Annotated in this window: 24 protein-coding genes and 2 tRNA genes; 13 read left to right on the top strand and 13 right to left on the bottom strand. The window is 66.3% G+C overall.

All coding sequences use genetic code 11. The annotated features are described in order from the left end of the window. Positions 1-43 precede the first annotated feature (43 nt). Complete coding sequence (trxA, locus tag CA982_RS19280) at positions 44-382, top strand: thioredoxin (protein ID WP_058252984.1); 339 nt, start codon at positions 44-46, stop codon at positions 380-382. A 270-nt stretch (positions 383-652) separates the two neighbouring features. Beyond that, entirely contained in the window at positions 653-1,831 is a 1,179-nt protein-coding gene (locus CA982_RS19275; RefSeq protein WP_086536867.1) for an N-acetylmuramoyl-L-alanine amidase, read from the top strand. Here CA982_RS19275 and CA982_RS19270 read toward each other — a convergent pair. The 9 genes from CA982_RS19270 to rpmH all read right to left on the bottom strand — a co-directional run bounded on the left by CA982_RS19270 (position 1,802) and on the right by rpmH (position 9,695). Further along, the gene (locus CA982_RS19270; protein WP_086536866.1) at positions 1,802-2,638 is read right to left on the bottom strand and encodes a hypothetical protein; all 837 of its coding nucleotides are present in this window, start codon (positions 2,636-2,638) and stop codon (positions 1,802-1,804) included. The two genes, CA982_RS19275 and CA982_RS19270, sit on opposite strands and share 30 nt — an antisense overlap. A 148-nt stretch (positions 2,639-2,786) precedes the next feature. Next, positions 2,787-3,839, bottom strand: coding sequence for a ParB/RepB/Spo0J family partition protein (locus CA982_RS19265; RefSeq protein ID WP_086536865.1), 1,053 nt, complete (start codon positions 3,837-3,839; stop codon positions 2,787-2,789). A gap of 64 nt (positions 3,840-3,903) precedes the next feature. Then, positions 3,904-4,857 carry a ParA family protein gene (locus CA982_RS19260; RefSeq protein ID WP_144066061.1) on the bottom strand — a complete coding sequence of 318 codons (954 nt, stop codon included), beginning with the start codon at positions 4,855-4,857 and terminating at the stop codon, positions 3,904-3,906. Positions 4,858-5,026: 169 nt separating this feature from the next. Beyond that, positions 5,027-5,734, bottom strand: coding sequence for a 16S rRNA (guanine(527)-N(7))-methyltransferase RsmG (gene rsmG / locus CA982_RS19255; RefSeq protein WP_086536863.1), 708 nt, complete (start codon positions 5,732-5,734; stop codon positions 5,027-5,029). A gap of 940 nt (positions 5,735-6,674) precedes the next feature. Next, positions 6,675-7,379, bottom strand: a complete 705-nt coding sequence (locus tag CA982_RS19250) for a Jag family protein (protein WP_086536862.1) — start codon at positions 7,377-7,379, stop codon at positions 6,675-6,677. A gap of 45 nt (positions 7,380-7,424) precedes the next feature. Further along, on the bottom strand, positions 7,425-8,621 hold the full coding sequence (gene yidC / locus CA982_RS19245; protein WP_086536861.1) for a membrane protein insertase YidC: 1,197 nt from the start codon (positions 8,619-8,621) through the stop codon (positions 7,425-7,427). A 27-nt stretch (positions 8,622-8,648) separates the two neighbouring features. Continuing rightward, complete coding sequence (gene yidD, locus CA982_RS19240; RefSeq protein ID WP_086536860.1) at positions 8,649-9,077, bottom strand: membrane protein insertion efficiency factor YidD; 429 nt, start codon at positions 9,075-9,077, stop codon at positions 8,649-8,651. Continuing rightward, positions 9,074-9,505: a ribonuclease P protein component gene (gene rnpA, locus CA982_RS19235; protein ID WP_086536907.1), complete on the bottom strand. Its 432-nt coding sequence runs from the start codon at positions 9,503-9,505 to the stop codon at positions 9,074-9,076. Before rnpA ends, yidD begins: the two co-directional genes overlap by 4 nt. A gap of 46 nt (positions 9,506-9,551) precedes the next feature. Next, on the bottom strand, positions 9,552-9,695 hold the full coding sequence (gene rpmH / locus CA982_RS19230) for a 50S ribosomal protein L34 (RefSeq protein WP_004020968.1): 144 nt from the start codon (positions 9,693-9,695) through the stop codon (positions 9,552-9,554). Positions 9,696-10,196: 501 nt separating this feature from the next. Between rpmH and dnaA the strand changes: the two genes are divergently transcribed. From dnaA to CA982_RS19185, 9 genes are all read left to right on the top strand, one after another. After that, the gene (dnaA, locus tag CA982_RS19225) at positions 10,197-11,699 is read left to right on the top strand and encodes a chromosomal replication initiator protein DnaA (RefSeq protein ID WP_086536906.1); all 1,503 of its coding nucleotides are present in this window, start codon (positions 10,197-10,199) and stop codon (positions 11,697-11,699) included. A gap of 685 nt (positions 11,700-12,384) precedes the next feature. Next, a complete protein-coding gene (dnaN, locus tag CA982_RS19220; protein ID WP_086536859.1) occupies positions 12,385-13,554 on the top strand; it encodes a DNA polymerase III subunit beta in 1,170 nt (389 codons plus the stop codon). A gap of 42 nt (positions 13,555-13,596) precedes the next feature. Further along, on the top strand, positions 13,597-14,862 hold the full coding sequence (gene recF, locus CA982_RS19215; protein ID WP_167383380.1) for a DNA replication/repair protein RecF: 1,266 nt from the start codon (positions 13,597-13,599) through the stop codon (positions 14,860-14,862). Continuing rightward, positions 14,855-15,439, top strand: coding sequence for a DUF721 family protein (locus CA982_RS19210; RefSeq protein ID WP_086536858.1), 585 nt, complete (start codon positions 14,855-14,857; stop codon positions 15,437-15,439). The genes recF and CA982_RS19210 overlap by 8 nt, the downstream gene beginning before the upstream one ends. Positions 15,440-15,769: 330 nt before the next feature. Further along, positions 15,770-17,833, top strand: a complete 2,064-nt coding sequence (gene gyrB / locus CA982_RS19205; RefSeq protein WP_086536857.1) for a DNA topoisomerase (ATP-hydrolyzing) subunit B — start codon at positions 15,770-15,772, stop codon at positions 17,831-17,833. 138 nt (positions 17,834-17,971) lie between these two features. Then, a complete protein-coding gene (gyrA, locus tag CA982_RS19200) occupies positions 17,972-20,461 on the top strand; it encodes a DNA gyrase subunit A (RefSeq protein ID WP_086536856.1) in 2,490 nt (829 codons plus the stop codon). 117 nt (positions 20,462-20,578) lie between these two features. Beyond that, positions 20,579-21,493: a DUF3566 domain-containing protein gene (locus CA982_RS19195; protein ID WP_086536855.1), complete on the top strand. Its 915-nt coding sequence runs from the start codon at positions 20,579-20,581 to the stop codon at positions 21,491-21,493. Between the two features lie 66 nt (positions 21,494-21,559). Then, positions 21,560-21,633: transfer RNA gene (locus CA982_RS19190), tRNA-Ile, on the top strand. Between the two features lie 61 nt (positions 21,634-21,694). Continuing rightward, positions 21,695-21,770: transfer RNA gene (locus tag CA982_RS19185), tRNA-Ala, on the top strand. Between the two features lie 122 nt (positions 21,771-21,892). On the opposite strand, the gene CA982_RS19180 is transcribed toward CA982_RS19185, so the two are convergent. Continuing rightward, on the bottom strand, positions 21,893-22,471 hold the full coding sequence (locus CA982_RS19180; protein ID WP_144066060.1) for a helix-turn-helix domain-containing protein: 579 nt from the start codon (positions 22,469-22,471) through the stop codon (positions 21,893-21,895). Between the two features lie 97 nt (positions 22,472-22,568). Between CA982_RS19180 and CA982_RS19175 the strand changes: the two genes are divergently transcribed. Continuing rightward, entirely contained in the window at positions 22,569-23,504 is a 936-nt protein-coding gene (locus tag CA982_RS19175) for an NAD-dependent epimerase/dehydratase family protein (RefSeq protein ID WP_086536854.1), read from the top strand. Between the two features lie 8 nt (positions 23,505-23,512). Here the strand turns inward: CA982_RS19175 and CA982_RS19170 are convergent, their stop codons facing one another. Further along, complete coding sequence (locus CA982_RS19170) at positions 23,513-24,079, bottom strand: dihydrofolate reductase family protein (RefSeq protein WP_086536853.1); 567 nt, start codon at positions 24,077-24,079, stop codon at positions 23,513-23,515. Between the two features lie 73 nt (positions 24,080-24,152). Here CA982_RS19170 and CA982_RS19165 point away from each other — a divergent pair, with 73 nt between their 5' ends. After that, a complete protein-coding gene (locus CA982_RS19165) occupies positions 24,153-24,722 on the top strand; it encodes a TetR/AcrR family transcriptional regulator (protein ID WP_086536852.1) in 570 nt (189 codons plus the stop codon). A 24-nt stretch (positions 24,723-24,746) separates the two neighbouring features. Here CA982_RS19165 and CA982_RS19160 read toward each other — a convergent pair whose 3' ends face one another. Together CA982_RS19160 and mrf are read right to left on the bottom strand one after the other, a co-directional pair. Beyond that, entirely contained in the window at positions 24,747-25,007 is a 261-nt protein-coding gene (locus CA982_RS19160) for a type B 50S ribosomal protein L31 (protein ID WP_086536851.1), read from the bottom strand. Positions 25,008-25,037: 30 nt separating this feature from the next. Then, the gene (gene mrf, locus CA982_RS19155; RefSeq protein ID WP_086536850.1) at positions 25,038-26,393 is read right to left on the bottom strand and encodes a ribosome hibernation factor-recruiting GTPase MRF; all 1,356 of its coding nucleotides are present in this window, start codon (positions 26,391-26,393) and stop codon (positions 25,038-25,040) included. Positions 26,394-26,405: the final 12 nt, after the last annotated feature.

Below are 26,405 nucleotides of genomic sequence, written 5' to 3'. Positions count from 1 at the left end.
CACCCGGGCCATCGCTGCCCGGTCCGACCAAGGAGGTCACATCATGGGTGCACACACCGTCGCCGTCACCGACACCACGTTCAAGGACGCCGTTCTGGGCGCCGACAAGCCGGTTCTGGTGGATTTCTGGGCCACCTGGTGCGGTCCCTGCCGCATGGTCGCCCCGGTCCTCGAGGAGATCGCTCGCGACCACGGCGACAAGCTGACCGTGGCCAAGCTCGACGTCGACGAGAGCCCGTCGACCGCACGTGACTTCCAGATCATGTCGATACCGACCATGATCCTGTTCGACAAGGGTCAGCCGGTGAAGACGATCGTCGGCGCCAAGGGCAAGGCCGCCCTGCTGCGAGAGCTGGATTCAGTCGTCGGCCAGTCGGCCTGACGACCTGCTGTTTTCTCCATACCGCCGCGACAGTCCGACGGGTGAACGACGCTTCCGTTCCACCCGCGGACTGTTCGCGTTGGTAGTGTCGGCCGTGGTCTCGACCGGAGACCCCCGTGCCCGGAGTCGGAGCGACTCGACCGTGGGCAGTTTGGTGTAGTGAAGTCCAGCTGCGAGAATGCAGGCTGACGTTTGACCGGTGTACCGCTTGGCGTACACCGAACATCGCGCAGAGCCGCACCTGCCGCGATTCGTACGAGGGGTGACGACATGCCATTGTTCCGACTTGGTGATCACGGCTCGGCGGTGGCCGAGATCCGCGCCATCTTGGTCGGACGCGGTCTGTTGCCCGACGAGGGATCCTCGAGTACCGCTCACGGCGGTACGACGAACGGATGGATTCCCCCGGAAGCCGTGTTCGATGAAGCCTGCGACCGGGCGGTCCGAGCGTTCCAGCAGGAGCGGGGACTGATCGTCGACGGCATCGTCGGCCCGGCCACCTACCGCGTTCTGCGAGAGGCGTCCTACCGCCTCGGAGCGCGGGTGCTGTCCTACCAGCTGTCGGCCCCGATGGTCGGCGACGATGTCGCCACCCTGCAGAGCCGGCTCCAGAATCTCGGGTATTTCACCTCGCTCGTCGACGGCATCTTCGGCCTGACCACCCACAATGCGGTGGCCCTGTACCAGAGCGAGTACGGTCTCGCCTCCGACGGAATCTGTGGGCCGGCCACCCTGCGTTCGCTCGAACTACTCGGAACGCGCGTGACCGGCGGCTCGCCGTACGCCATCCGCGAGGAAGAGCACGTCCGTCGATCCGGACCCCAACTGTCCGGGAAGCGCATTCTCATCGATCCCGGCTCGGGCGGACTGCACGCGCTGTCGACGGGTGAGGTCGCCGATCGCGAATCCGAACTGCTGTGGGATCTGGGTGCCCGCCTCGAAGGCCGAATGGCGGCCGCGGGCATGCAGACCTTCCTGTCCCACGACGGGCGCGGACGCCCCGGCGACGACGAGCGCGCTCGCGTCGCCAATCTGATGGACGCCGACCTGATGATCTCGCTGCGCTGTGGGCACTACCGGAACCCACACGCGAACGGCGTGGCGTCGTTCTACTTCGGCAACGGTCACTCGTATTCGACGATCGGTCGCAACCTCGCCGGCTTCATCCAGCGGGAGATCGCGGCACGTACGCCGTTGTCGGATTGCCGGACCCATGAGCGCACCTGGGATGTCCTGCGACTCACGAAGATGCCCGTGGCCCTCATCGACGTCGGCTACATCACGAACCCCGACGACGCTGCGGTGCTAGGGGATTCGGACTGGCGGAATGTCATCGCAGACGCCATCGTGGTCGCCGTCAAACGGCTGTACCTGCTCGACCAGGACGATCGTCCTACGGGCACTTACACTTTCGCGGATCTACTGGCAGCGGAGAACAGCTCCCGCTGACCGATGCGGCCCGGCTCCCACCGGGACCGCCGTCTGCTGCCGTCCCGCCAGATCGATCTGCGCCATCACCACCAGCTTCTGCAGTGCGCTCTCGACTTCGAACTTCCAGCCGAGACCCTCGTCGAGCTCGAGGCGGAACCGCGGAAAACGCTGGTGCGACGACACGACGTCGAATCCCGAGTCCTTCAGGAACGACGCGTCGTTCATGCAGGATGTGCAGAGGTTGGATTGCGGATCGTCGAGGATCTCGCGGGCGACTTCGACGATGGCCTCATCCGACCAGAGTTCGAGCTCATCGGCCAGTCCGCCGGAACCTTCGACCGACTCGAACGGAACCGCGCCGGTCCCGTTCCGTACGAGACCGAACGACTCTACCGCTCGCACCCCGCGTCGAATCAGATCTCCCAGCACCGCGTCCAACAGGATGGTGGCCACCTCGTCGTACCCGGGCTCGGTGCGGATACTGGTGAGCAGCACTGCGTCGTGACTGACCGGCGAAGTGGGGAAGTGCTGTGACCGGGGAACACGATTCGGCGGAGCGTAGAAGGCCGTCCCGACGACACTGTTCGTGCCCGACTCGATCGCGACCTGACCGCATGCCCCCCACTCGAGGAGCAGACCCGAGATCCACGCCTCTTTGTCGAACTCGCTCTCGTACGGCTCGAAGTCGGTCCGGCCTGCCGATGTCATACCGGCGGCGCGGCTCGACTCGGTCGCCGGCTCCACTTCCCAGAAGACGCATTTGCGGGTGTGCTGGGGCAGCGACCCGAAGGATCCCAGATCCAAGCGAGTGACGGACACACTCATGTCAGCGTTCTCCGGGTGTACCCGCCTGATCCGACGAAAATAGCTGAGCAACAACACTTTTCGTCGCGAACGCGCCCGTCGGATTCCTCGATCGTCACAGTGACATTACTTCCGCGTCTAGGTGGTACCGGAGAACTCGCGCCGGAATTCACTTCTTCGGATCGATGAACTGAACAATGCGTTCCAGGTCGTCGACCGAGCCGAACTCCACCACGATCTTGCCTTTTCTTTTTCCTAGACTGACTGTAACCCTGGTGTCCAGACTGTCGGACAGTCTCTCCGCCAGATCCTGCAGTCCCGGCATCTGCATCGGTCGACGCTTCGGGGCAGTCGGAGACTTTGCTTCCGGCCCGTCTCCGCGATTGGCGAGTGTGACCGCCTCTTCCGTCGCCCGTACGGACAGACCTTCGGCGACGATCCGCGCGGCGAGTGCCTCCTGCGCGTCGCTCCCGGTCTCGAGGGAGAGGAGAGCGCGGGCGTGGCCGGCCGACAGCACCCCGGCGGCTACCCGGCGTTGCACGGGGATCGGCAATTTGAGTAGCCGGATCATGTTGCTGATCAGCGGCCGGGAGCGGCCGAGGCGGGACGCGAGCTCTTCGTGCGTGACCCCGAACTCCTCGAGAAGCTGTTGATAGGCCGCGGCTTCTTCGAGGGGGTTGAGTTGCGCGCGATGGATGTTCTCGAGCAATGCGTCCCGCAGCATGTCGCCGTCGGGTGTCTCACGGACGATAGCGGGAATCGCCTCGAGCCCGGCCTCCTGGCTGGCCCGCCAGCGGCGCTCACCCATGACGATCTGGTAGCCGATCCCGTCCGCTGTGGGCTTCTTGAGGCGCCGCACCACGATGGGCTGCATGAGCCCGAACTCCCGGATCGAGTGCACGAGCTCGGCCATCGCCTCGTCATCGAAGACCGTTCGGGGCTGATTCGGGTTGGGCTGGATTTCCTTCGGGGGCAGTTCGCGGTAGACCGCACCCGCCTCTTCGGGACTGAGCGGCTGCGTTCCTGCGACGGCCGCGGTGGCGGTTGACGAGTCCTTGGCGACGTCACCGATGCTCGTCGGACCTTTGCCGATCACGACGTCGGCCGCAGCATTGCCGAGACGAGGCGCGCCCGACTGATCGTCGGCCGGCCCGGTGGGAATCAGTGCGGCCAAACCACGACCGAGTCCGCCTCGTCGCTGAGCAGTGTCCCGTTGACTCATTGGTGCTCCCTTTCGCGGTGGTCGGGCTCGGTCAGCGATTCACGTGAACCGGGGGAGTGACATGTCACGCCGTCGCTCCCTCGGACGCGCGTAGTGCCAATTCACGGGCAGCATCCAGGTAGCTCATCGCGCCTCGAGAACCCGGGTCGTACTCGATGATCGTCATGCCATACCCGGGCGCTTCGGAAACCTTGACGCTGCGGGGGATGATCGTGCTCAGTACCTTGTCACCGAAATGGCGACGCACTTCCTCGGCGACTTGATCGGCCAGCTTTGTTCTGCCGTCGTACATGGTCAGCACGATCGTGGAGACATGGAGTTCGCGGTTGAGATGTGCCTGCACGAGCTCGATGTTGCGCAGCAACTGTCCCACCCCCTCGAGAGCGTAGTACTCGCACTGGATCGGGATGAGAACCTCGCGAGCGGCCACCATCGCGTTCACGGTCAACAGGCCCAGCGACGGGGGACAGTCGATGAACACATAGTCGATCTGGTACTCGGCGAGCACATCGTCGGACAGCGCGTTCCGCAGGCGGTTCTCGCGGGCAACAAGCGAGACGAGTTCGATCTCGGCTCCGGCCAGATCCAATGTCGCCGGGACGCAGAACAAGCCCTGCTGACTCGGCGACTCCTGGATGGCTTCCTGCAGCGTCACCTCACCGAGCAACAGTTCGTACACCGAGGCGATGTCCTGCGCGCGATGATCGATGCCGAGGGCAGTGCTGGCATTTCCTTGAGGATCGAGATCGACGACGAGAACCCGAAGGCCCCGCAGCGCGAGACCTGCCGCAAGGTTCACCGTCGTGGTTGTCTTACCGACGCCACCCTTCTGGTTGGCAACCGTCATGATGCGCGTATGCGGAGGTCTGGGTAGCTGCCCCGCACCCCCCGGAGTCAGAACCTGGCTCGCACGTTCTGCGGCCATGGCGATGGGGGTGTCGGCGAACGGCTGCCCATCCACTCCAGGGCGGCCCCTTGCCGGGGTTTCACGTGAAACATTCGGGTCTTGATCGACCACGCGTGGACTCCTTTGACCGACCTCGTAAGGACTCGCGTTAGTACTGTCGCCGGCAGGAGCCGCCGATCCCACTACCGCGGAAGCATCGATTGCAGCACCTTCAGGGGTGCTGACAGAACGCTTCCTATTCTGCGCCCTCCGCGGACTCCACACCAATCCGATCGCCTCCTCAACGCCGTCCGGCGCGGCCGCTTCGAGACCGCTCGTTCTTCGTTCCTACGATGACCGTCGTCGGCGTCTCCAGAAACCGCTCCCCGCACGTGTGCACCGACAGGTCCGCGATGCCGGAGCGTCCGACAACCGCGCGGTCGCGGTCAATCTCCTCGGCCGCCGATGAGCCCTTGATGGCTATCATCCGGCCGCCGGGACGAACCAGGGGAGCGGACCACTTCGACAGTCGCTCCAGCGGGGCGACCGCTCGCGACGTCACCACGTCAGCCAGACCCACCGCCGCACGAACCGACTTCTCCTCGGCTCGCCCGCGGACGACAATCACATTGTCGAGCGACAGCGCCCCTGTCGTTCGCTCCAAGAAGGTGCTGCGTCGGAGAAGCGGTTCGATCAACGTGATCGACAGGTCTGGTCGCGCGATCGCGAGCGGCACCCCAGGGAGCCCTGCGCCACTACCGATGTCGATGACGCGCGCACCGTCCGAAATGAGTTCACCGAGAACTCCACAGTTGAGAATATGGCGATCCCACAACCTAGGGACTTCCCGCGGGCCCATCAACCCGTGATCGATTCCATCGGTCGCAAGGATTCGCCAGTAGTCGACGGCCAGGTTCAGCCGATCGCCGAACACGTCTGCGGCCGCGCCCGGCGGAACCGCCAACGCATCCAGATCATGATCGTGCTCGGGTTGTGCGTCAGACGGCACTTCGCCTCCGTTTCGGGTGGACCTCTGCACCCAGTGTTTCACGTGAAACCTGCGCACGGTCCGGACGGTACACATCGCGCCACAGTCCGTCGTTTCACGTGAAACAACATCGGTGTTATTCGGCGAAACCGGCCATACGGGGTGCCGGGGATCGAATTGTCACGTGACGCACGTTGCCGAGCCTTGGCCACCTCGTGCCGCTCCACTGAGAACAACGGCGCTTGTCGCTGGAGGCGGGGAGTGCAACCGATCAAGAGCCGGCACGCTCCGCGCGCGTGACTGACAACCTGGCCGCGGCTCACACAGTCGGCGCAACACCATCGCACTCGACGATCTGCCCAGTCTGCTGACGCGCCCTCCCGGTGCGATCCGCGCCGCTCTGCCTCACCGATCTGCCGGGTTCGTCCCCGAGGTATCCCTTGAGACCGCCGCCGAATGACAAGGCCAAGACAGCCACGAGGCCAAGCAAGCTACGAGCAGTGGTCAACGCACTCCCTCAGGCGTCTGGCTCCGGCAATCCCGTAGAAGAGTTCGGCCACGACCAAGCGCTCCCAGTCGCGTCGTCTCGATTGGGAGCAGCCGACACAGCTCGCAGGATGGACGATTCTCTCAAGAGGGCAGGCCTCGCGGAGTCCGCATGCACCAGCTGTTGGCGGACGCGCACCACCCTGGGGGACGACCACCTGGAGTAGACGCCGGCACAGAATCCTGAGGGACGAAACAACACGGCTTGTTGGGATGGGCCTGCTCCAGCACCCGCATGGCGGACCGATCGTGTTTCACGTGAAACAACACCGGTGTAAGTAGCCCCCCAGTCCCGCCCGACGCACACCGTCGTACTCGCAACCACACCCCGCGACACGAACCGACAGCAAAAACAGATCAGGCCCCGACCGTTGGGTCGGGGCCTGATCGCCTCCGCAGGGGAGGGGAGTACTGACTACGAGGGGAGGACCACCACGCGACGCTTGGGCTCCGCGCCCTCGCTCTCGCTGACGACGCCGTCGACGACGGCCACCGCGTCGTGCACGATCTTCCGTTCGAACGGAGTCATCGGGTCCAGCGCCTCGCGCTCACCCGACGACAGCACCCGTTCGGCGACCTCGCGACCGAGCCGAGCCAGACGATCGCGACGGTCCGAGCGCCAGCGCGCGATGTCGAGCATGAGCCGGCTGCGCTCGCCGGTCGCCTGCTGGACTGCGAGGCGCGTCAGCTCCTGAAGTGCGTCGAGGACCTCACCCTTGCGACCCACGAGCTTCGTCAGATCGTCGCCACCGTCGATGCTGACGACCGCCCGGTCGCCATCGACATCGAGATCGATGTCGCCATCGAAGTCGAGGACGTCGAGCAGCTGCTCGAGGTAATCGCCGGCGATCTCGCCTTCTTCGACGAGACGGTCTTCATCATCCTCGTCATCATCGGAGTCCGCGTCGTCGCTGTCGTCGCTGTCGACGACGTCATCGGTCTCATCCGATGCCTCGTCGCCGGTGTCGGCCGCGTCGGTCTCCGCGACGGTGGCTTCGCTCGTCACCACGGCGTCGGAGTCCGCAGCGTTCTGCACGGCGTCTTCGGCCTGATCCTCGGTCTGGGTCCCGGCCGTTGCCTCGGCGTCTGTACCGGCTTGAGTTGCAGTCTCTGCTGTCATCTCATTCACCTAACTTCTGTGCTTCATCGAACAAGTCTGGGGCGGTCACCGTCTGCCACCGCGTTTGTTGCCGCGTTTGGCCGTCGACTGGCTTCCGCGGTTGTGGTTCTGCTTCTTGCCCGGCGCAGCGCCGGCTCCGGGACGCGTGGGCTTCTGGCCCGGCTTGGGCTTGGCTCCCGCCGCGGTATCCGTCGCGGTGGACTCGCCGGACGACGACGCCTCCGGCTCGACCGCTCCGGCATCCGGCTCGTCGGTGACCTCATCCTTGGAGAGGGACACGCTCGTCGACTCGGCGCCGTTCGTGGCCGCGTTCCGCTTCTTCCGGTCGGGACGCACACCCGGCTTCGGGGCATTCGCCTTCAGCTTCTCCTGCTTCAGGAGTTTGGCCTCTTCCTCTTCCTTGGCGATGTGCCCGAAGACGATGTGCTGCTGGCCGTAGGTCCAGATGTTGTTGCTCATCCAGTACAGGAGGATGGCGACCGGGAAGAACGGACCGGTGATGAGGATGCCGATCGGGAAGACGTACAGCGCCAGGTTGTTCATCATCCGGGTCTGCGGATTCTCGAGCGCCGCCTCCGGCTGACGGGCAACCGAGGCCCGCGAGTTGAGGTGAGTCGCGATCGAGGCGACGATCATCATCGGGATGACCACGAACGCGATCTGCGGTCGGGTGAAGTCGATGGGGGAGCCGGGCTCGACGAACGCCTGGAACTCGGTCGCCGGCTCCACGAGGTAGGACGACAGGGGAACACCGAAGAGGCGGGCGTCGAGGAAGTTCTGCACCTGATCGGCGCTGAACACGTAGTTGCCGGTCGCGCGTGTCTCCGCCGCACTCATACTGAGCTGGCCCATGCCCGTGCCCATGCGGTTGAACGACCGCAGCACGTGGAACAGACCGATGAAGACCGGGACCTGCAGCAGCATCGGCAGGCAGCCGAGCAGCGGGTTGAACCCGTGCTCCTTCTGCAGCTTCTGCATCTCCTCGGTCATCTTGACCCGGTCCTTGGCGTACTTCTTACGGATCGCCTGGAGCTGCGGGTTGATCTCCTGCATCTTCTTCGTGGTGCGGATCTGCTTCACGAAGGGCTTGTAGAGAATCGCGCGCAGGGTGAACACGAGGAACACCACCGACAGTGCCCAGGCGATGCCGTTGCCACCGGGGGTGTCGGGCGTGACATGGCTGAATAGCCAATGCCAGACCCACATGATCCCGGAGACCGGGTAATAGATGAAGTCGAGCACGGGTCAGTTACCCCTCACTTGTAGTACTCACAGAGCACGCGTCTCGCCGGACGCGTGCTGATGGTTTCGAGGTCGATGTGCACCGGTGACCGCGCTCCACAGGTCGCGGCACAGTTCGCCGAAGCCGCGTTCGGGGACGGGGTCGTAACCGGGTTTGTGCCACGGCCCGCACTTGGCGAGCCGGATGACCGACAGCACCGAGCCGTAGAGGAATCCGTGGCGGTCGAGTGCTTCGACCGCATAGCCCGAGCAGGTGGGCTCGAACCGGCAGGAGGGCAAGCGCATCGGGGACACCCAGGTGCGATACAGCTCGATGAGAAAGATGACGGTCCGGCGGGGGAGGAGACGTATGACGCGCACAACGCGCGCACCGGTTCCGGCCGAGGGCTCGGGCTCCGACGGCGTCGGATCGACCCGGTGCTGTGGCGACGATGTGATGTCCGCGGTTCCGCTCATCTCTCCGGCACCGCCCCCGGGGCAGCGACCGCGACGTCGGCGGCGAGCGCGGCAACCCGCTTGCTCGTGAACGCGTCACGGAGCTGATCGGCGAGCTCGTCGCTGGATCGATCCGCGGCACTGCGGCGAGCTCGGACGACCACGTATGTCTCGTCGGGAAGCAGATTCGACGCACCCGCGAACGCCGCACGCAGACGCCGTGCGACGAGGTGGCGCGTCACCGCATTGCCGACGGACTTGCTGACGACCAGACCGAGCCACGGGCCGCCGCACATCGCCACATCCTGACGCAGACCTCGAGGATCCGGCCAGTTCGGACTGACCATCGCGAGATGGACGACGAAGTCACGACTGTTCACCCGCGCACCGGACTTGAGGGTGCGAGAGAAGTCGGATCCCCGTGAGATCCGATGAAGGGGCGCAGTCATCGAACAGCTGACCGGACCCACGACCGGATCCGGTGAGAGCCGACGATCAGGCGGTGAGCTTCGCGCGGCCCTTGGAACGGCGGCCGCTGACGATGGCACGCCCGGCGCGGGTCCGCATGCGCAGACGGAATCCGTGCACGCGTGCGCGACGACGGTTGTTCGGCTGGAAAGTACGCTTGCCCTTGGCCACGGTGACTCCTTGTGCTCCCTGTGGGCACGCCGGTTGCCCGGGCATGACCCACATGTTGTCGTTGGTCTGTTGATCCAGGACGGTGCCGAACTGGTGCCGGTGATGACTCGGCGAACACGAAAGATCGCCGCGCAAATCCGCAACCTGGATGACCAGTCGAGACTACTGACACCCGGCGTTCAAATCAAACGACGGGACCGCCTCGCCGAGACCGCCCGCGACCAGTGTGTTCTGAGCCACGAAAGCAACATTCTCAGCAGATACGAGTCAAACGTCCCGATCGCTTTGTGACCCTCGGCGACCTCTGTTACGTTCCTTCACAGCGTCGGCCACCCCTCCCGCCGAGGACGATCCTCGAGGACCTGGCTCAGACCGAAGTCCCCAGTTCGTCGTCACCTTTGTACACAGGTGTGGATAACCCTGTGGAAAGATGCGGTCTCCGGCGCCGATGTCACCAGTCTCGTCAACGCTGGTAGTTTTCCGGACCAGGAGGCCAGCCCCGTGACTTCAGACCGAGACACATTCGGCGAGGTGTGGCAGCAGGTCGTCGCCGAACTCAACGACGACGAAGCCGCACGCGACCACGAACCACTGACACGCCAGCAGAAGGCGTGGCTGTCACTGGTTCGACCCCTCACCCTCACAGAGGGGTTCGCCCTGCTGACCGTGCCGACGGCGTTGGTCCAGGAGCAGATCGAACGCAATCTCCGCGAGACCATCCGCTCGGTCCTGAGCCGTCACCTCGACGAGCCCGTCGACCTCGGCGTGCGGATCGCGACCCCGCGCAGCGACGAGCCGTCGCCCGAGGCCTCGGTTCCCGACGCTCGACCCCTCGGTGCCGCTGCCGCGACCGCCGACCACTCCGCGGCCCCGGTGAACGCCGGTCTGGCCCCGGCCTCCGAAGCCCCGCGCCCGTCCGGCGACTGGGCGTCGTACTTCGCCGAGCGGCCCACGTCGACGCCGCCGGCAACCGGCGCAAACCTCAACCCCAAGTACACCTTTGACACTTTCGTGATCGGTGCGTCGAATCGGTTTGCCCACGCCTCGGCGGTAGCGGTGTCCGAAGCCCCGGCGCGGGCCTACAACCCACTGTTCATCTGGGGCGAGTCCGGTCTCGGCAAGACTCACCTGCTGCACGCGGCGGGGCACTACGCCCAGCGCCTGTTCCCGGGCATGCGGGTGAAATACGTGTCCACCGAAGAATTCACCAACGACTTCATCAACTCTCTGCGTGACGACCGACGGGTGGCGTTCAAGCGCCGGTACCGCGACGTCGACGTCCTGCTCGTCGATGACATCCAGTTCCTCGTGGGCAAAGAAGGTATCCAGGAAGAGTTCTTCCACACCTTCAACACCCTGCACAACGCGAGCAAGCAGATCGTCATCTCCTCCGATCGGCCGCCGAAACAGCTTGCGACACTGGAAGATCGACTTCGGACCCGGTTCGAATGGGGACTGATCACCGACGTCCAGCCGCCCGATCTGGAGACGCGCATCGCGATCCTGCGCAAGAAGGCGCAGATGGACAACATCGCGGTGCCCGACGACGTCCTCGAGCTCATCGCGTCGAAGATCGAGCGCAACATCCGCGAGCTCGAAGGAGCGCTGATCCGGGTCACGGCGTTCGCCTCACTCAACGACGCCGCACTGGACAAGTCCCTCGCCGACGTCGTCCTGCAGGCGCTGCTACCCAACTCGGGGACCCTCGAGGTCAGTGCGGCGAGCATCCTCGCGATCACCGCCGAGTACTTCGACATCTCCGTCGAGGAACTGCGCGGTCCCGGTAAGACACGGTCGATCGCCCAGGCACGTCAGATCTCCATGTACCTGTGTCGGGAGCTCACCGACCTCTCGCTGCCGAAGATCGGTGAGACCTTCGATCGCGACCACACCACCGTGATGTACGCCGAACGCAAGATCCGGAAGGAGATGGCGGAGCGGCGTCGGGTCTACGACCATGTCCAGGAGCTCACTGCCCGCATCAAACAGCGTGCCGTCGGCTGAGACGCCCTGACTCCTCATCTGTAGCTCTCTCGCACCCCCGAGGCCGCACCGGCCCGGGGGTGCGGTCGTCTCGGTCCTGTGTCGCTGGTGTCCCACCGATCCCGGTGCCGCCACTGGCGGCCATCGCGGCCACCGGATCGGGGTCGGCGAATGCCAACTCTGCTCCTCAGGTCGAGGGTCTCGGACTCCGTCCGAGGACATTTCGTCGTCGGATCCGGCACCGATCGGCCCTGGTCGCGAATGATCACCAGCTGTGGATGATCCTTGGGATAACCCGGGTCGGTGTGTGCACCGACGGTGGACTCCGCGCGAACAACATGAGAACTCCACATCGGCGCTCGGATCCGCTCGACGTTGCTCCACCGGTCATGCACATCCGCGCACCCGCCCGGACTGGCCCGATGTCCTGGTTGTCCACAGATTGCACAGCTCCTATTACTGAGATGGATCCCTCTAGAAAGAGAATCTTTTGTAAGAAGGTCTGTGCACAGACCGTTGCCGCTCGGGTCGGTCGGAGACCGCCGGGACGAGGGCGGGAGTTGCCCCCAACCACTCCGGCTCGGGCAGCGGCGTTCTACAGTGGGATTCCCGGATGCGGGATCCCACTCCAGGCCGGCCGACCCACTGTGGCGCCGACCCGGCGATCCAGGCGGGAACGAGAACGAGAGAAGGGCAACCTCCCAGCATGAAGTTTCGTGTCGCGCGTGACGAGTTCGCTGATTCCGTCGCCTGGGTCGCCCGCAGCCTCCCGTCTCGTCCGCCCGTCCCGGTTCTCGGTTGTGTCGTGCTCAACGTCGGCGAGAACGGTCTGACCGTCTCGGGTTTCGACTACGAGGTCTCGGCTCAGGAGAATCTCGGCGCGGAGGTCGCCGAGCCCGGGCAGGTCCTGGTCTCCGGCCGACTCCTCGCCGACATCACCAAGGCCCTGCCGAACAAGCCCGTCGATGTCACCCTCGACGGTTCGCGCGTGGCCATCACCTGTGGCAGCGCGAAGTTCTCGCTCCCGACGATGCCCGTGGAGGACTACCCGCAGTTGCCCGACGTTCCCGCCATCACCGGCACGATCCCGTCGCAGCTGTTCGCCGAGGCCATCTCGCAGGTGGCCGTGGCGGCAGGCAAGGACGACACGTTGCCGATGCTGACCGGCGTCCGCGTCGAGATCGAGGGCAACTCCGTCGTCCTCGCCGCGACCGACCGCTTCCGGCTTGCGGTGCGCGAATTGCAGTGGGAGCCTTCTGATCCCGACACCAAGGGCGCCGTCCTGGTTCCGGCGAAGACACTCTCGGAGAGTGCCAAGACCGCGGGTGCCGAGGGCACCGGCGTCGTCTCGCTGGCCTTCGGCGGGGGCGCGGCCATCGGATCCGACGGCATCCTCGGCATCCTCGGCGAGACCAAGAAGACCACCACCCGCCTGCTCGACGCGGAGTTCCCGAAGTTCCGTCAGCTCCTGCCGGCCAGCCACACCGCCGTCGCCACCATCGACAGCGGCCCGCTGATCGAGGCCATTCGTCGTGTGGCCCTGGTCGCCGAGCGTGGCGCGCAGGTCCGGATGGAGTTCTCCGAGGGATCCGTGCTGCTCACCGCCGGCGGCGACGAGGCGGGCAAGGCCGAGGAAGAGCTGCCCGTGTCGTTCCAGGGTGAGCCGCTCACGATCGCGTTCAACCCGGGGTATCTGCAGGACGGGCTGTCGGCTATCAACGCCGACGCGGTGGACTTCGGGTTCACCACCCCCAGCCGGCCCGCCGTGCTGCGTCCGGCCAGCGGCGAGGATCCGGTCGCAGACGAGTCCGGCGCCTTCGTCGCCCCGGAGAGCGCCTTCAGCTACCTGTTGATGCCCGTCCGCCTGCCGGGCTGACGGCCGCCGCCGGCCTCGCGTCACCAGGATCGACGCCGACTCGTGTTCGTCCGTGAGCTGCATCTGAGGGATTTCCGATCGTGGCGGTCCGTCGACCTCGATCTGGCACCTGGTCCGACAGTCTTCACCGGCCGCAACGGCTTCGGCAAGACCAACCTGCTCGAGGCGCTCTTCTATCTCTCCACCCTGCGGTCGCATCGGGTGAGTTCCGACGGGCCCCTGGTGCACGCGGGATCCGCGTCGGCCTCGGTGATCGCGACCGTCGAGAACGACGGCCGCGAGCTGACGGCGGATCTGCGCATCAACGCCGAGGGGGCGAACAAGGCCGCGATCAACCAGAGCCCGGCACGCCGGCCCCGTGATCTGCTCGGGATCCTCCGCACGGTGCTGTTCGCGCCCGAGGATCTGTCCCTGGTGCGTGGGGATCCGAGCGACCGGCGACGCTTCGTCGATGAGCTCGTCGCTCAGCGGGGTCCGCGTCTGGCCGCCGCCCGCGCCGACTACGACCGGGTCCTCCGTCAGCGTTCCGCGTTGCTCAAAACCGCCGCCGCCGCGCTGAGACGTGGTGGCGATCAAGCGGATTCAGTGATCAGCACGCTCGACGTGTGGGACGGGCAGCTCGCCGATCTCGGCGGACAGGTGGTCTCCGCCCGGCTGTCGGTCCTCGCCGAGCTCGAGCCCCATTTCACCGGCTCGTACGCATCGATCGCCCCGCATTCCCGACCGGCCGTCCTCCGATATCGTCCGGCGGGTGGTGCGGAGATCGAGGAGCGCACGCCCGAAGCAATCGCCGACGTGCTGGCACTACGGCTGTCGGAGTTGCGCGACAAGGAGATCGAGCGGGGGCTGTGTCTCGTCGGCCCCCATCGCGACGACATCGACATCGTCCTCGGCAACGACATCGCGAAAGGCTTTGCCTCACACGGGGAGTCCTGGTCGCTGGCGCTGGCGCTGCGCCTCGGATCCGTCGAACTGACCCGTGCGGAGGGTGTCGAGCCGGTCATCATGCTCGACGACGTGTTCGCCGAACTCGACGCCAAGCGGCGCGCCCAACTCGTCGACTTCACCGCCGACGCCGAACAGCTGCTGATCACCGCCGCCGTGGCCGAGGACATCCCCGCGCGGATCGGTGGCCGGCGGATCGGGGTCGACGTCGTCGACGACGACGAGGGCCGGCGGTCGCACATCGTCGACGAGGTCGGTGCGGAGGCCCGCGGCATTGATCACGACGAAGACGACCACGATGACCACGGCGAAGACCACGGCGGTGACGACGCGGCGGTCGCGGGGGAGGCAACCGATGAGTGACGATCTCCCGTCCGGATCTCCGGACCCCGTCGATCCCGCGCCGCGCCCGACGCCGCCCGGTGAGCTGGGCGGATACGAGCGTGCCCGCAAGGCACTGGAAGAGGCCCGGGCGCAGGCCCGCGCCGCCGGCAAGTCCGTCGGCCGGGGCCGTGCGTCGCCCGTCCGTCGCGTTCCGCGTGGATCCCAGGGGCGCCGGCGCTGGTCCGGTTCCGGGCCGGACGCGCGGGATCCGCAGCCGTTCGGTCGTCTCGTCGGCGGTCTGGCGAAGGACCGCGGCTGGCAGGAGAAGATCGGCGAGGGCACCCTGTTCGGCATGTGGGAGCAGATCGTGGGCTCCGACATCGCCGCGCATGCGAAGCCGGTCGCCTTGCGCGACAACGTACTTCACGTTCAGGCCGAGTCCACGGCGTGGGCTACCCAGCTCCGCTACGTCCAGTCGCAGATCCTCGCGAAGATCGCCGCCGCCATCGGCAACGGACAGGTCACCTCGTTGCGGATCAGCGGGCCGAAGGGTCCGTCGTGGCGGAAGGGCGAGCGGCATGTGCGCGGCCGGGGACCGCGCGACACCTACGGCTGACGCGTCGCCGGCACTCTACTGGTTGCTGGGCCTCGTGGGCCGCTTTACATCCCCAAGCCACGATCGACCCGGGATCAAGTCAAGAAAATCGATCTGAGGGCCTGTTAGCGGCCCCGGATGCGCGTTCCAGGGCGAGTCAGGCAGTACACTGTGGAGAGTTATCCCGACAGGGGTGCACAACACCAGACAGACAGCGCCTCCAGGCCACCCGGACGTACCCGCCGGGCTCTCCTGTGCGCGTAACCGCCGTGTGCCCCGTCGAGAAGGATCGACGACGGATCCGGAGACCCCCTGATCCGTCGATGAGCAGAACAGGAGCGGACGCACCTCGTGGCCGACACCAGCGACACCGGACCGAAGAAGAACAAGAAGAAGCCGTCAGAGTATGGCGCCGATTCGATCAACATCCTCGAAGGTCTGGAAGCCGTCCGCAAACGGCCCGGCATGTACATCGGTTCCACCGGTGAACGAGGCCTCCACCACCTGATCTGGGAGGTCGTCGACAACTCCGTCGACGAGGCGATGGCCGGCTTCGCCTCGCGCGTCGACGTGACCCTGCTCGCCGACGGCGGCGTCCAGGTCGTCGACGATGGTCGTGGCATCCCGACCGGCATGCACCGGACCGGCGTGCCGACCGTCGAGGTCGTCATGACCCAGCTGCACGCCGGTGGAAAGTTCGATTCCGACGCCTACGCGGTGTCCGGCGGTCTGCACGGCGTGGGTATCTCCGTGGTCAACGCCCTGTCCACCAAGGTCGAGCTGGAGATCCAGAACGACGGCTACAACTGGGAGCAGACCTACAGTTACGCCAAGCCCGGCGCCCTGGAGCAGGGGAGCGCGACGCGTAAGACCGGAACCACCGTCCGGTTCTGGCCGGACCCCGAGATCTTCACCGAGACCACGCGATTCAACGCCGAGACAGTCGCGCGTCGACTGCAGGAGATGGCCTTCCTGAACAAGGGCCTGACCATCACGTTGACCGACCAGCGCCCGCAGGCCATCGAGCCCCCGGGTGACGCCGACGGCGACGAGGACGGCGGCAGCACCGAGGCCGCCGAGGTGGTGAAGTCCGAAGAGGAGAAGGCTGCGGCCGCGGCGAAGCCGAAGACCCGCACGTACCACTACCCCGACGGACTGGTCGACTACATCAAGCACCTCAACCGCACCAAGCAGTCGATCCACAACACCGTCATCGGCTTCAACGCCAAGGGCGACGGTCACGAGGTCGAGATCGCGATGCAGTGGAACGCCGGGTACTCCGAGTCGGTCCACACCTTTGCCAACACCATCAACACCCACGAGGGCGGTACGCACGAGGAGGGCTTCCGCGCGGCTCTGACCAGCACGGTCAACAAGTACGCGCTGGACAAGAAGCTCCTCAAGGAGAAGGACGGCAAGCTCACCGGCGACGACATCCGCGAGGGTCTCGCCGCGGTCATCTCGGTGAAGGTCTCCGACCCGCAGTTCGAGGGACAGACCAAGACCAAGCTGGGCAACACCGAGGTCAAGGGTTTCGTCCAGCGCACCTGTAACGAGCATCTCGGTCACTGGTTCGAGGCGAATCCCGCCGAGGCCAAGATCATCGTGAAGAAGGCCGTCGACTCGTCCCAGGCGCGCATGGCCGCACGCCGCGCGCGCGAGATGGTGCGTCGTAAGACCGCCACCGACATCGGCGGTCTCCCCGGCAAGCTCGCCGACTGCCGCAGCAACGACCCGACCAAGTGCGAGGTCTACATCGTGGAGGGCGACTCGGCCGGCGGCAGCGCCAAGTCGGGCCGCGATTCGATGTACCAGGCGATTCTCCCGCTGCGCGGCAAGATCATCAACGTCGAGAAGGCCCGCATCGACCGCGTGCTGAAGAACGCCGAAGTGCAGTCGATCATCACCGCGTTCGGCACCGGCATCCACGACGAGTTCGACATCTCCAAGCTGCGCTATCACAAGATCGTGCTGATGGCCGACGCCGACGTCGACGGCCAACACATCTCGACGCTGCTGCTGACCCTGCTGTTCCGTTTCATGCGGCCGCTCATCGAGCACGGTCACGTGTTCCTGGCCATGCCGCCGCTGTACAAGCTCAAGTGGCAGAAGTCGGCGCCCGAGTTCGCCTACTCCGACCGTGAGCGTGACGGACTGCTCGAGGCCGGCCGGGCGGCGGGCAAGAAGATCAACACCGACGACGGCATCCAGCGCTACAAGGGTCTCGGCGAGATGAACGCCAAGGAACTGTGGGAAACCACGATGGACCCGGCCGTGCGCGTCCTGCGCCAGGTGACCCTCGACGACGCCGCGGCCGCCGACGAACTGTTCTCCATCCTCATGGGTGAGGATGTCGCCGCCCGTCGCAGCTTCATCGCCCGCAACGCGAAAGACGTTCGCTTCCTCGATGTCTGATCGCCACAAGGTTGGCTCCGAGCCGCTGATCCGCACCCCGCTGGTTGAGGTGCGAGGCGGCGTCCTGAGGTGCGAGGGACGAGCCTCGACGGAAGCGCTGGCGACGAGCCTCGAAACCACTGGCAGAAAGAACACACAATGACTGACACCACCCTGCCGCCCGCCGGCGGTGAAGGCGATCGCATCGAGCCCGTCGATCTCGGGCAGGAGATGCAGAAGAGCTACATCGATTACGCGATGAGCGTCATCGTGGGCCGTGCTCTGCCCGAGGTCCGTGACGGCCTGAAGCCGGTGCACCGCCGGCTCCTCTATGCATCCTTCGATGCCGGCTTCCGGCCGGATCGCAGCTACGTCAAGTCGGCGAAACCCGTTGCGGAGACGATGGGTAACTACCATCCGCACGGCGACACCGCGATCTACGACGCCCTGGTGCGCCTGGCTCAACCGTGGTCGATGCGCTATCCGCTCATCGACGGTCAGGGCAACTTCGGCTCGCGCGGCAACGACGGCGCGGCCGCCATGCGCTACACCGAGGCTCGACTCACTCCGCTCGCCATGGAGATGCTGCGCGACATCGGCGAGGAGACAGTCGATTTCGTCCCCAACTACGACGGCAAGACGAATGAGCCGACGGTCCTGCCGGCGCGGATCCCGAACCTGCTGATCAACGGATCCGGTGGTATCGCGGTCGGCATGGCGACCAACATGCCGCCGCACAACCTCAATGAGGTTGCCGACGCGGTGTTCTGGGCACTGGAGAATCACGACGCCGACGACGAGGCCACTCTCGCGGCGTGCATGGAGTGCATCAAGGGTCCCGATTTCCCCACCGCCGGACTGATCGTCGGCAGCCAGGGCATCAAGGACGCCTACATGACCGGGCGCGGCAGCATCCGCATGCGCAGCGTCGTCGACATCGAAGAGAACAAGGGGACCACCACGCTGGTGGTCACCGAGCTGCCGTACCAGGTCAACCCGGACAACCTGATCCAGTCGATCGCCGAACAGGTCAACGAAGGAAAACTCAAGGGCATCAGCCGGATCGAGGACCAGTCCTCGGACCGCGTCGGCATGCGCATCGTGGTGACCCTGCGTCGTGACGCCGTCGCCAAGGTCGTGCTGAACAACCTGTACAAGCACAGCCAGCTCCAGACCAGCTTCGGCGCCAACATGCTGTCCATCGTCGACGGCGTGCCGCGCACCCTGCGCCTGGATCAGATGATCCGCTATTACGTGGCGCACCAGATCGACGTCATCGTGCGTCGTACCCGGTACCGGTTGCGCAAGGCCGAGGAACGCGCCCACATCCTGCGCGGTCTGGTGAAAGCTCTTGACGCCCTTGACGAAGTGATCGCGCTGATCCGCCGCTCGGCCAACACCGAGACCGCCCGGACCGGCCTGATCGATCTCCTCGACATCGATGAGATCCAGGCAGATGCCATCCTCGCGATGCAGCTGCGTCGTCTGTCGGCCCTCGAGCGTCAGAAGATCGTCGACGAGCTCGCCGAGATCGAACTCGAGATCGCCGACTACAAGGACATCCTCGACAAGCCGGAGCGTCAGCGCGCGATCGTGCGCGACGAGCTCAAGGAGGTCGTCGAGAAGTACGGCGACGCGCGTCGGACCAAGATCATCGCGGCCGACGGCGACGTCAGCGACGAGGACCTGATCGCGCGTGAGGACGTCGTCGTCACGATCACCGAGACCGGGTATGCCAAGCGCACCAAGACCGACCTCTACCGCAGCCAGCGTCGTGGCGGCAAGGGTGTGCAGGGAGCCGGGCTCAAGCAGGACGACATCGTCAAACACTTCTTCGTGTGCTCGACCCACGACTGGATCCTGTTCTTCACCACGCGGGGCCGGGTCTACCGCGCCAAGGCCTACGAGCTGCCCGAGGCGAATCGCACCGCACGTGGCCAGCATGTGGCCAACCTGCTGGCCTTCCAGCCGGAGGAGCGCATCGCCCAGGTCATCCAGCTCAAGACCTACGAGGACGCGCCCTACCTCGTGCTGGCCACCCGCAACGGTCTGGTGAAGAAGTCGCGACTCGTCGACTTCGACTCCAACCGCTCCGGCGGCATCGCGGCGATCAACCTGCGCGGCGAGGACGAACTGGTCGGGGCCCAGCTGTGCAGCGCCGACGACGATCTGCTCCTGGTCTCGCAGAAGGGACAGTCGATCCGCTTCCACGCCGATGACGAGGCCCTGCGGCCGATGGGCCGACAGACCTCCGGTGTCCAGGGCATGCGGTTCAACACCGACGACACCCTCCTGTCGCTCAACGTCGTCCGCGACGGAACCTACCTCCTGGTCGCGACGTCCGGCGGATACGCGAAGCGAACCGGCATGGACGACTACCCGGTGCAGGGCCGAGGCGGCAAGGGCGTGCTGACCATCGCCCACGATCGCCGCCGCGGTGAACTGATCGGCGCCCTCATCGTCGACGACGACTCGGAGCTCTACGCCATCACCTCGGGCGGTGGTGTCATCCGCACCACGGCGAAGTCGGTGCGCAAGGCCGGTCGCCAGACCAAGGGCGTGCGCCTGATGAACATCGACGAGGGAACGACGGTCATCGCGATCGCCCGCAACGCCGACGAGCCGGACGAGACTGAGGTCTCCTCCTAGGCGTTAGGGTGAAGACCACTGTTTCGCGGCCCGCCGGCAGTCGGCGGGCCGGGGAACGGTGCGTTCGGACCCGGCGCCGAGCGAGCAACGTCAGAACGCCTGAGTGAGGGAATGTCTGTGAGCACACCGAACGAGCCGCATCAGGACCAGAACGGGCGCCCCGCCGGGGGGCCTACGGGCCCCGGAACCGGTACGCCGACCGGGGGACTGGTGCCGCCGTGGCAGCGGGGACCCGCCGAGGATCCGGCTGCCGCACCGACCGAGACGTTCACTCGTGAGGGCGCGTCACGCCCCGGCGCCGACGGGAACCCGGGCGGCCCGCCGCCGAACAATCCGGGCGGCCCGCCGCCGAACAACCCTGGCGGCCCGCCGCCGCGCGGCGTCGTGACGAACAGCGGCACCGCCGCCGCCAGCATGAGCGGCCAGCAGGCGCCGGTGACCAAGCTCGAGAGTCCGCGCCGACCGGGCGCGGCGACCGCGACCGAGGAGCCTGGCTTCGTCGAGTCGCCGACCAGCACGATCGACCGGGGTCACCTGCCGGAGAACGACCTGCCCGATCTGGATCAGATCCACCACACCGCCGACCTGAAGCGTCCCGAGGCACCTCAGACGCCGCCGGGAGGCAAGTCGGCTCCGCGATCGGCACCACGCCAGGTGCTCGCCGCCGGGACCGCCCTGCGCGCCTCGGTGCAGGTGCGTCGGATCGACCCGTGGGCGACGTTCAAGGTCGCGGCCGTGCTGTCGGTGGTCGGTTTCTTCATCTGGATGATCTCCGTCGCCGTGCTCTACCTGATCCTCGACGGCATGGGCGTGTGGGATCAGGTGAACAACAGCTTCGGAACGCTCATGGCCGAGGAATCGACCACGAGCGGTGATGTCATCGGCGCCGGCACCGTCTTCGGCGCTGCGGCGCTCCTGGGGGCCATCAACGCCATCCTCCTGACGGCGCTCGCGACGATCGGCAGCTACATCTACAACATCTGTGCCGACCTCGTCGGCGGCGCCGAGGTGACTCTCGCCGACCTCGACTGAGTGAGCTCCTGACCAGCCGTTTTGTTTGTTGGGGCATCGGTCGGGTAATCTCACTCCTCGGTTCAAGGGCCTATAGCTCAGGCGGTTAGAGCGCTTCGCTGATAACGAAGAGGTCGGAGGTTCAAGTCCTCCTAGGCCCACTGCGACAGGTGTTTTCGGACATCGGAATTCGCATCCCGCCGAACCGATCCGGGACGGCACGGGGCCTTAGCTCAGTTGGTAGAGCGCTGCCTTTGCAAGGCAGATGTCAGGAGTTCGAATCTCCTAGGCTCCACCACTCTTTTTCGAAGGCGACGACGCGGCTCGACGAGCCCTCGTCGCCTTTCGTCTTTCTGCGATCCGCACTCGCCGGTCAGGCGTCACCACACGATGCGGTCCGAGATGTCACCGCGGTCGACGTCATCGCGGGCCGAGGTCGTCCAGGCGCGACACCGGCCGGTCGCCATGCGGACCGAACAGATGCAGGATCTCCACCGGGTTGTCGTCGGCCGGTCCGAACCAGTGCGGTGTCGTCGGATCGAACTGAGCCGTCTCGCCGGGTTCCAGGATGTGTTCGTCGTCGGCCAGGAGAAGCCGCAGTCGGCCGGCGAGCACGTAGAGCCACGCGTGTCCGTCATGGGTGACGAGTCGCGGCTCACGCGGACCGAGGACGTGTTTGAACGCCCGGACCCGCCCGGGATAGCCGGTGAGCGGAACGATCACCCCTCCAGATGCCATCGACCGCGGTTCAAGATGGACCCGGCGATCGCCTGTGGGCGGAGCATCGACGAGTTGGTCGAGCGACACCCGGTAGATCCTCGCGAGCGGGAGCAGGACGTCGAGCGTCGGTTGTCGTCTACCTGTCTCGACCCGGGACAGGGTGCTGACCGACAACCCGGACTCCTCGGCGACGGCGGTCAGTGTGAGGTCCCGCGCGAGGCGAAAGGCGCGCAGCCGCGGACCGATCGCGCCGATCAGGTCCCCCAGCTCCGCGATCATGGCGCCATCTTTGCAGACCCCGCAAAAGACCTGGCCGGTCGCGACCGCCGTCCCCGAGCATGGTCCCGAGGAGCCGGGAACGACGAAAGTGGAGTGGATGAGCGAGTCGACCAAGCGTGAGCACCTGCGAGTCCTGCTTCTCGGCGGGCGGGGTGCGGTGGGCACCGTCATCGCCCGCGAGCTCGAACGGGACGGCCACGTCGTGACCTCGACGAGCCGCGCGGCGACCGGTGACGCCCGCATCGATCTCCGGGGCGATCTGACGGAGCTGCGCCGCCTTGCGGCGCGACACGACGTCGTCGTCAACACCTCCGGTATCGAACGCCCCGAACTCGCCACCGCCACCGGACCGGCGCCGCTGGTCGACATCTCGGCGTCCGGCGCCTACCTCGACGCCGTGCGGGCTGTCGCGGTCGGACCCATCGTGCTGGGGGCCGGACTCGCGCCCGGACTCAGCACGATCCTGGCCGCTGCGCTCAACCCTCGCCCCGGCGACGACGTCGATCTGCTCGTGATGCTCGGGTCGGGCGAGAAGCACGGTCCGGCGGCGGTCGCCTGGACGGTCGGTCTGGTCGGCACCGAGGTCTACTGCCCGCCCGAAGGCGGGAAGGTGCGCAACCTCGGGGAGACGCGGCGCGCCACCGGACCCGACGGACGTAGCAGACGCTATCTGCGCGCGGACTTCCCCGACCATGTCCTCCTCGGCGACAAGGCCGGCGTGATCCGCTCGTACCTCGCCCTCAGCTCGGCCCGGATGACCGCGGCGCTCGGTCTGATCGGTCGGGTTCCGGCGTTGCGCGGCACGCTGACGTGGGCGCCTCCCCTCGGGTCGGAGGCCTGGCATGTCATCGCCGAGAATCGACGCACCGGTGAGCGTCGGTTTGTCTCGGGCGCGGGACAATCCGAGGCTACGGGCCGGTTAACGGCGCTGGCCGCCATCCGCGCCGCGACAGAGCTGCGCGATTCGTCGCGGACTGCGGTGACGATGGCCGACCTCGTCTCGCTCGACGACGCGCTCGCGGTGGTGACGTAGGTCCGCTCCTACGTCGCGGCGTATTCGACGATCGAGACCCCGGTGTCGAAGTCGTGACCACGGACGCGGTGAAACCTCCTGGGCGCGTACCGGCCGGGCGCCATCAGGGGGATCCCGCTCCCGAACATCACTGGTTGACGTTTGAGGACGAACCGGTCGATCTCCTCGGCCAGCTGGGTCGCGAGATCGCCACCTCCGCAGAGCCAGATGTCTTTTCCCTCAGTCTGTTTGAGTTCGCGTACCACCTCGACCGGGTCGCGGTCGGTGAACGTCACACCGTCCACCGGGTCGCGTCGACGATGGGTGAAGACGTACTGGTCGAGGTGGCGATACGGACTCGTCACCTCCGGCAACCCGGCGGCATAGGTATTGGCTCCCATCAGCACGGTATCGAAGATTCCTGTGCTCTGGTCGATTCCGAGTGCGGCGGCATGGTCGGTCGGGATCGTGTCGGCGAACCGCTCGTTGATGCCGTCCATGTGATCGCCTTCGACGAGGAAGGCGTCGAACTGGCCGTTCGGGCCGGCGATGTACCCGTCGAGACTGACGGCCACGTAGTACACGAGTTCACGCATGTTGTCCCCAATCACTTCAGATGTAGTGGTTGCGAAACTACAGCACATGTAGTGGTTGCGCTATCGTTTTCCCATGGCCCGAAATGACGACCGCCGACGCGCGCTGGCTGATGCGGGCCTCGAAGTGCTCGCCGACACCGGCGCCCGCGGACTCACCCACCGCGCCGTCGATCGTGCCGCGGGCGTGCCTGTCGGTACGACGACGAACTACTTCCGTTCTCGCTCAGCACTTCTGACCGGTCTGGTGGAGCGCATCTACGAGCGGCTGGCGCCGAATGACGACTTCATCGCCGAACGGGTCGGACGCACACCGTCCCGGGAGCTGTTCGCCGAGTACCTCCGCAACATCGTCGAACGTCTGATGGCGAACCGGACCGTCACCATCGCACTGATCGAACTCCGGTTGGAAGGAATTCGACGCCCTGAGGTCGCGGAGATCATCGGGGAATGGCGGCGGACCGGGTTCGCCGGGGACGTGGCCTTCAACGAGCAGGCAGGCCTGCCGGGGTCGGCACGGGAGATCGCCCTGTTCCACTACGCGGTCGACGGCCTCCTGCTCGACCAGCTGACCGGCCCGCTGCTCCCCGATGTACCGATCGACGACATCGTCGATGCCCTGGTCGACGGGTTGCTGCCGGGCTGAGGGCACGCCGTCCGGCGGCGACCCTCAGTCGTCCTTCTTCTCCAGGTGCGCGTAGCGACGGCGGAACTTCTCGACCCGGCCGGCGACGTCGGGAATCGTGTTGACCCCGGTGTAGAACGGGTGCGAATCGCTGGTGACATCGACGGTGATGAGCGGGTAGTCGTTGCCGTCTGACCAGGTGACGGTGGTCGGCGACGTCGCCGTCGACCGGGTGATGAATTCTTTGCCCGTCGAACCGTCGCGGATGACGACGGGGTGGTAGTCGGGGTGGATGCCCTTTTTCACGGTGGTGCCTTTCGGGAGATGGGTGGAGCCTCAGTTGTCCCGCGGGTCCGAGGAGTCGAGCCCCGGCACCGCGTCCACAGTGGAGTCGGAGATGTCGAGGTCGTCGCACGGATCGGCGTGGAACTGACCGAAGGGATCGTCGAAGGTCGACCAGAACTGTTGTCCGGCAGCGAACTCGACCTCGTTGAGGCACGCACCGCGCAGAGCTTCCTCGATCTCGGCAGGATCGCCCTGATGAACGAGAGCGACGAGCGACGTGTGCCGGTCGCCGAAGCTCTCGTCCCAGCGCAGCGCACCGAGGGCGCGACGCTCGTCGGATACCTGTGCGAGTTCGTCGTCGGTCATCGAGGCGAGCCAGGGACCGCCGTGGGCGACGCGCAGTCCTCCGCCGGCCGACTCGAGCCACAGCGCCTCGTCGGGCTGGGTGGCGATCCAGAGTCGCCCGCGGGCACAGACGACCCCGTCGAGCAAGGCGTCGATCGCCTCGTGGAAACGGCCCGGGTGCAGAGGTCGGTCGCTGTGGAACTCGACCCACGTGACACCGCAGTCGGAGTCCAGCGGGGGTTCGCCGGCGAGTAGGGGATCGTGCGGACCGTCGATGCGACCCCGCCGCGAGCGCGAGGGCACCGCGGCGAGCAACTGTTCGGCGAGGACGGGTGTGATCGGGCGTTGCGGCAGCTCGAACATCATCGGGACGTTCGGTGCGAGCCGTTTGAGGACCGCAACGAGTCGCGCCGACGCCCATGCGTCCCGGACGGTCGGGTCGCATGCCGCGACCACCAGCGCATCGGCGAAGGCGACCTGTCCGACCGCCACCTGGGCGAGCGTGCGGTCGTCGTCGAGCGCGACGTGCCCGCCCTCGGCGAGCGACAGGTCGCCCGTCGCCGACGTCAGCCAATCCTCCTCGGCCACACAGGCAACGGTGAGGTCGACACGGACGTCGGCGGCTGCCGGGGCGTCGTCGAACCCGGGCATGCCCGCGACGATGACGTTCTCGATCGACCAGGCGACCTGCTCGGGTTCCAGAACAGGATCCAGCGTGAGGACGATCCGGTTCACCGACGGTCGACGATGAAGTCGCCGGAGCAGGGGGAGCAGGTCTTCGCGCAGCGTGCACGAGATGCACCCATGGGCCAGCTCGACGATGCAGACGTCATGTCGGCTACGCCCGTCGGGTCCCCGCCAGCTGAGGGTCCGGACGACGCGGCCATCCTCCACCTGCGTCAGGTCGTGGTGCACCTGGACGCTGCCGACGCCACCACCCTCCACCGCATCGCCCACCCGGTGGATCGACGACGCGTCGAGCCCGGTGACCAGGACGACCGGGGTTCGATGGTCGGTCGGTCCGGCGTCATCCGGGCGGTTCGCGAGTCCATCGTCGAACACGACTCCACTCCG

The organism is Gordonia lacunae, assembly GCF_002149015.1.
Taxonomy (GTDB): Bacteria; Actinomycetota; Actinomycetes; order Mycobacteriales; family Mycobacteriaceae; genus Gordonia; species Gordonia lacunae.
The sequence above is the reverse complement of the archived record's forward strand: the minus strand, read 5'-3'. Positions and strand labels throughout refer to the sequence as shown.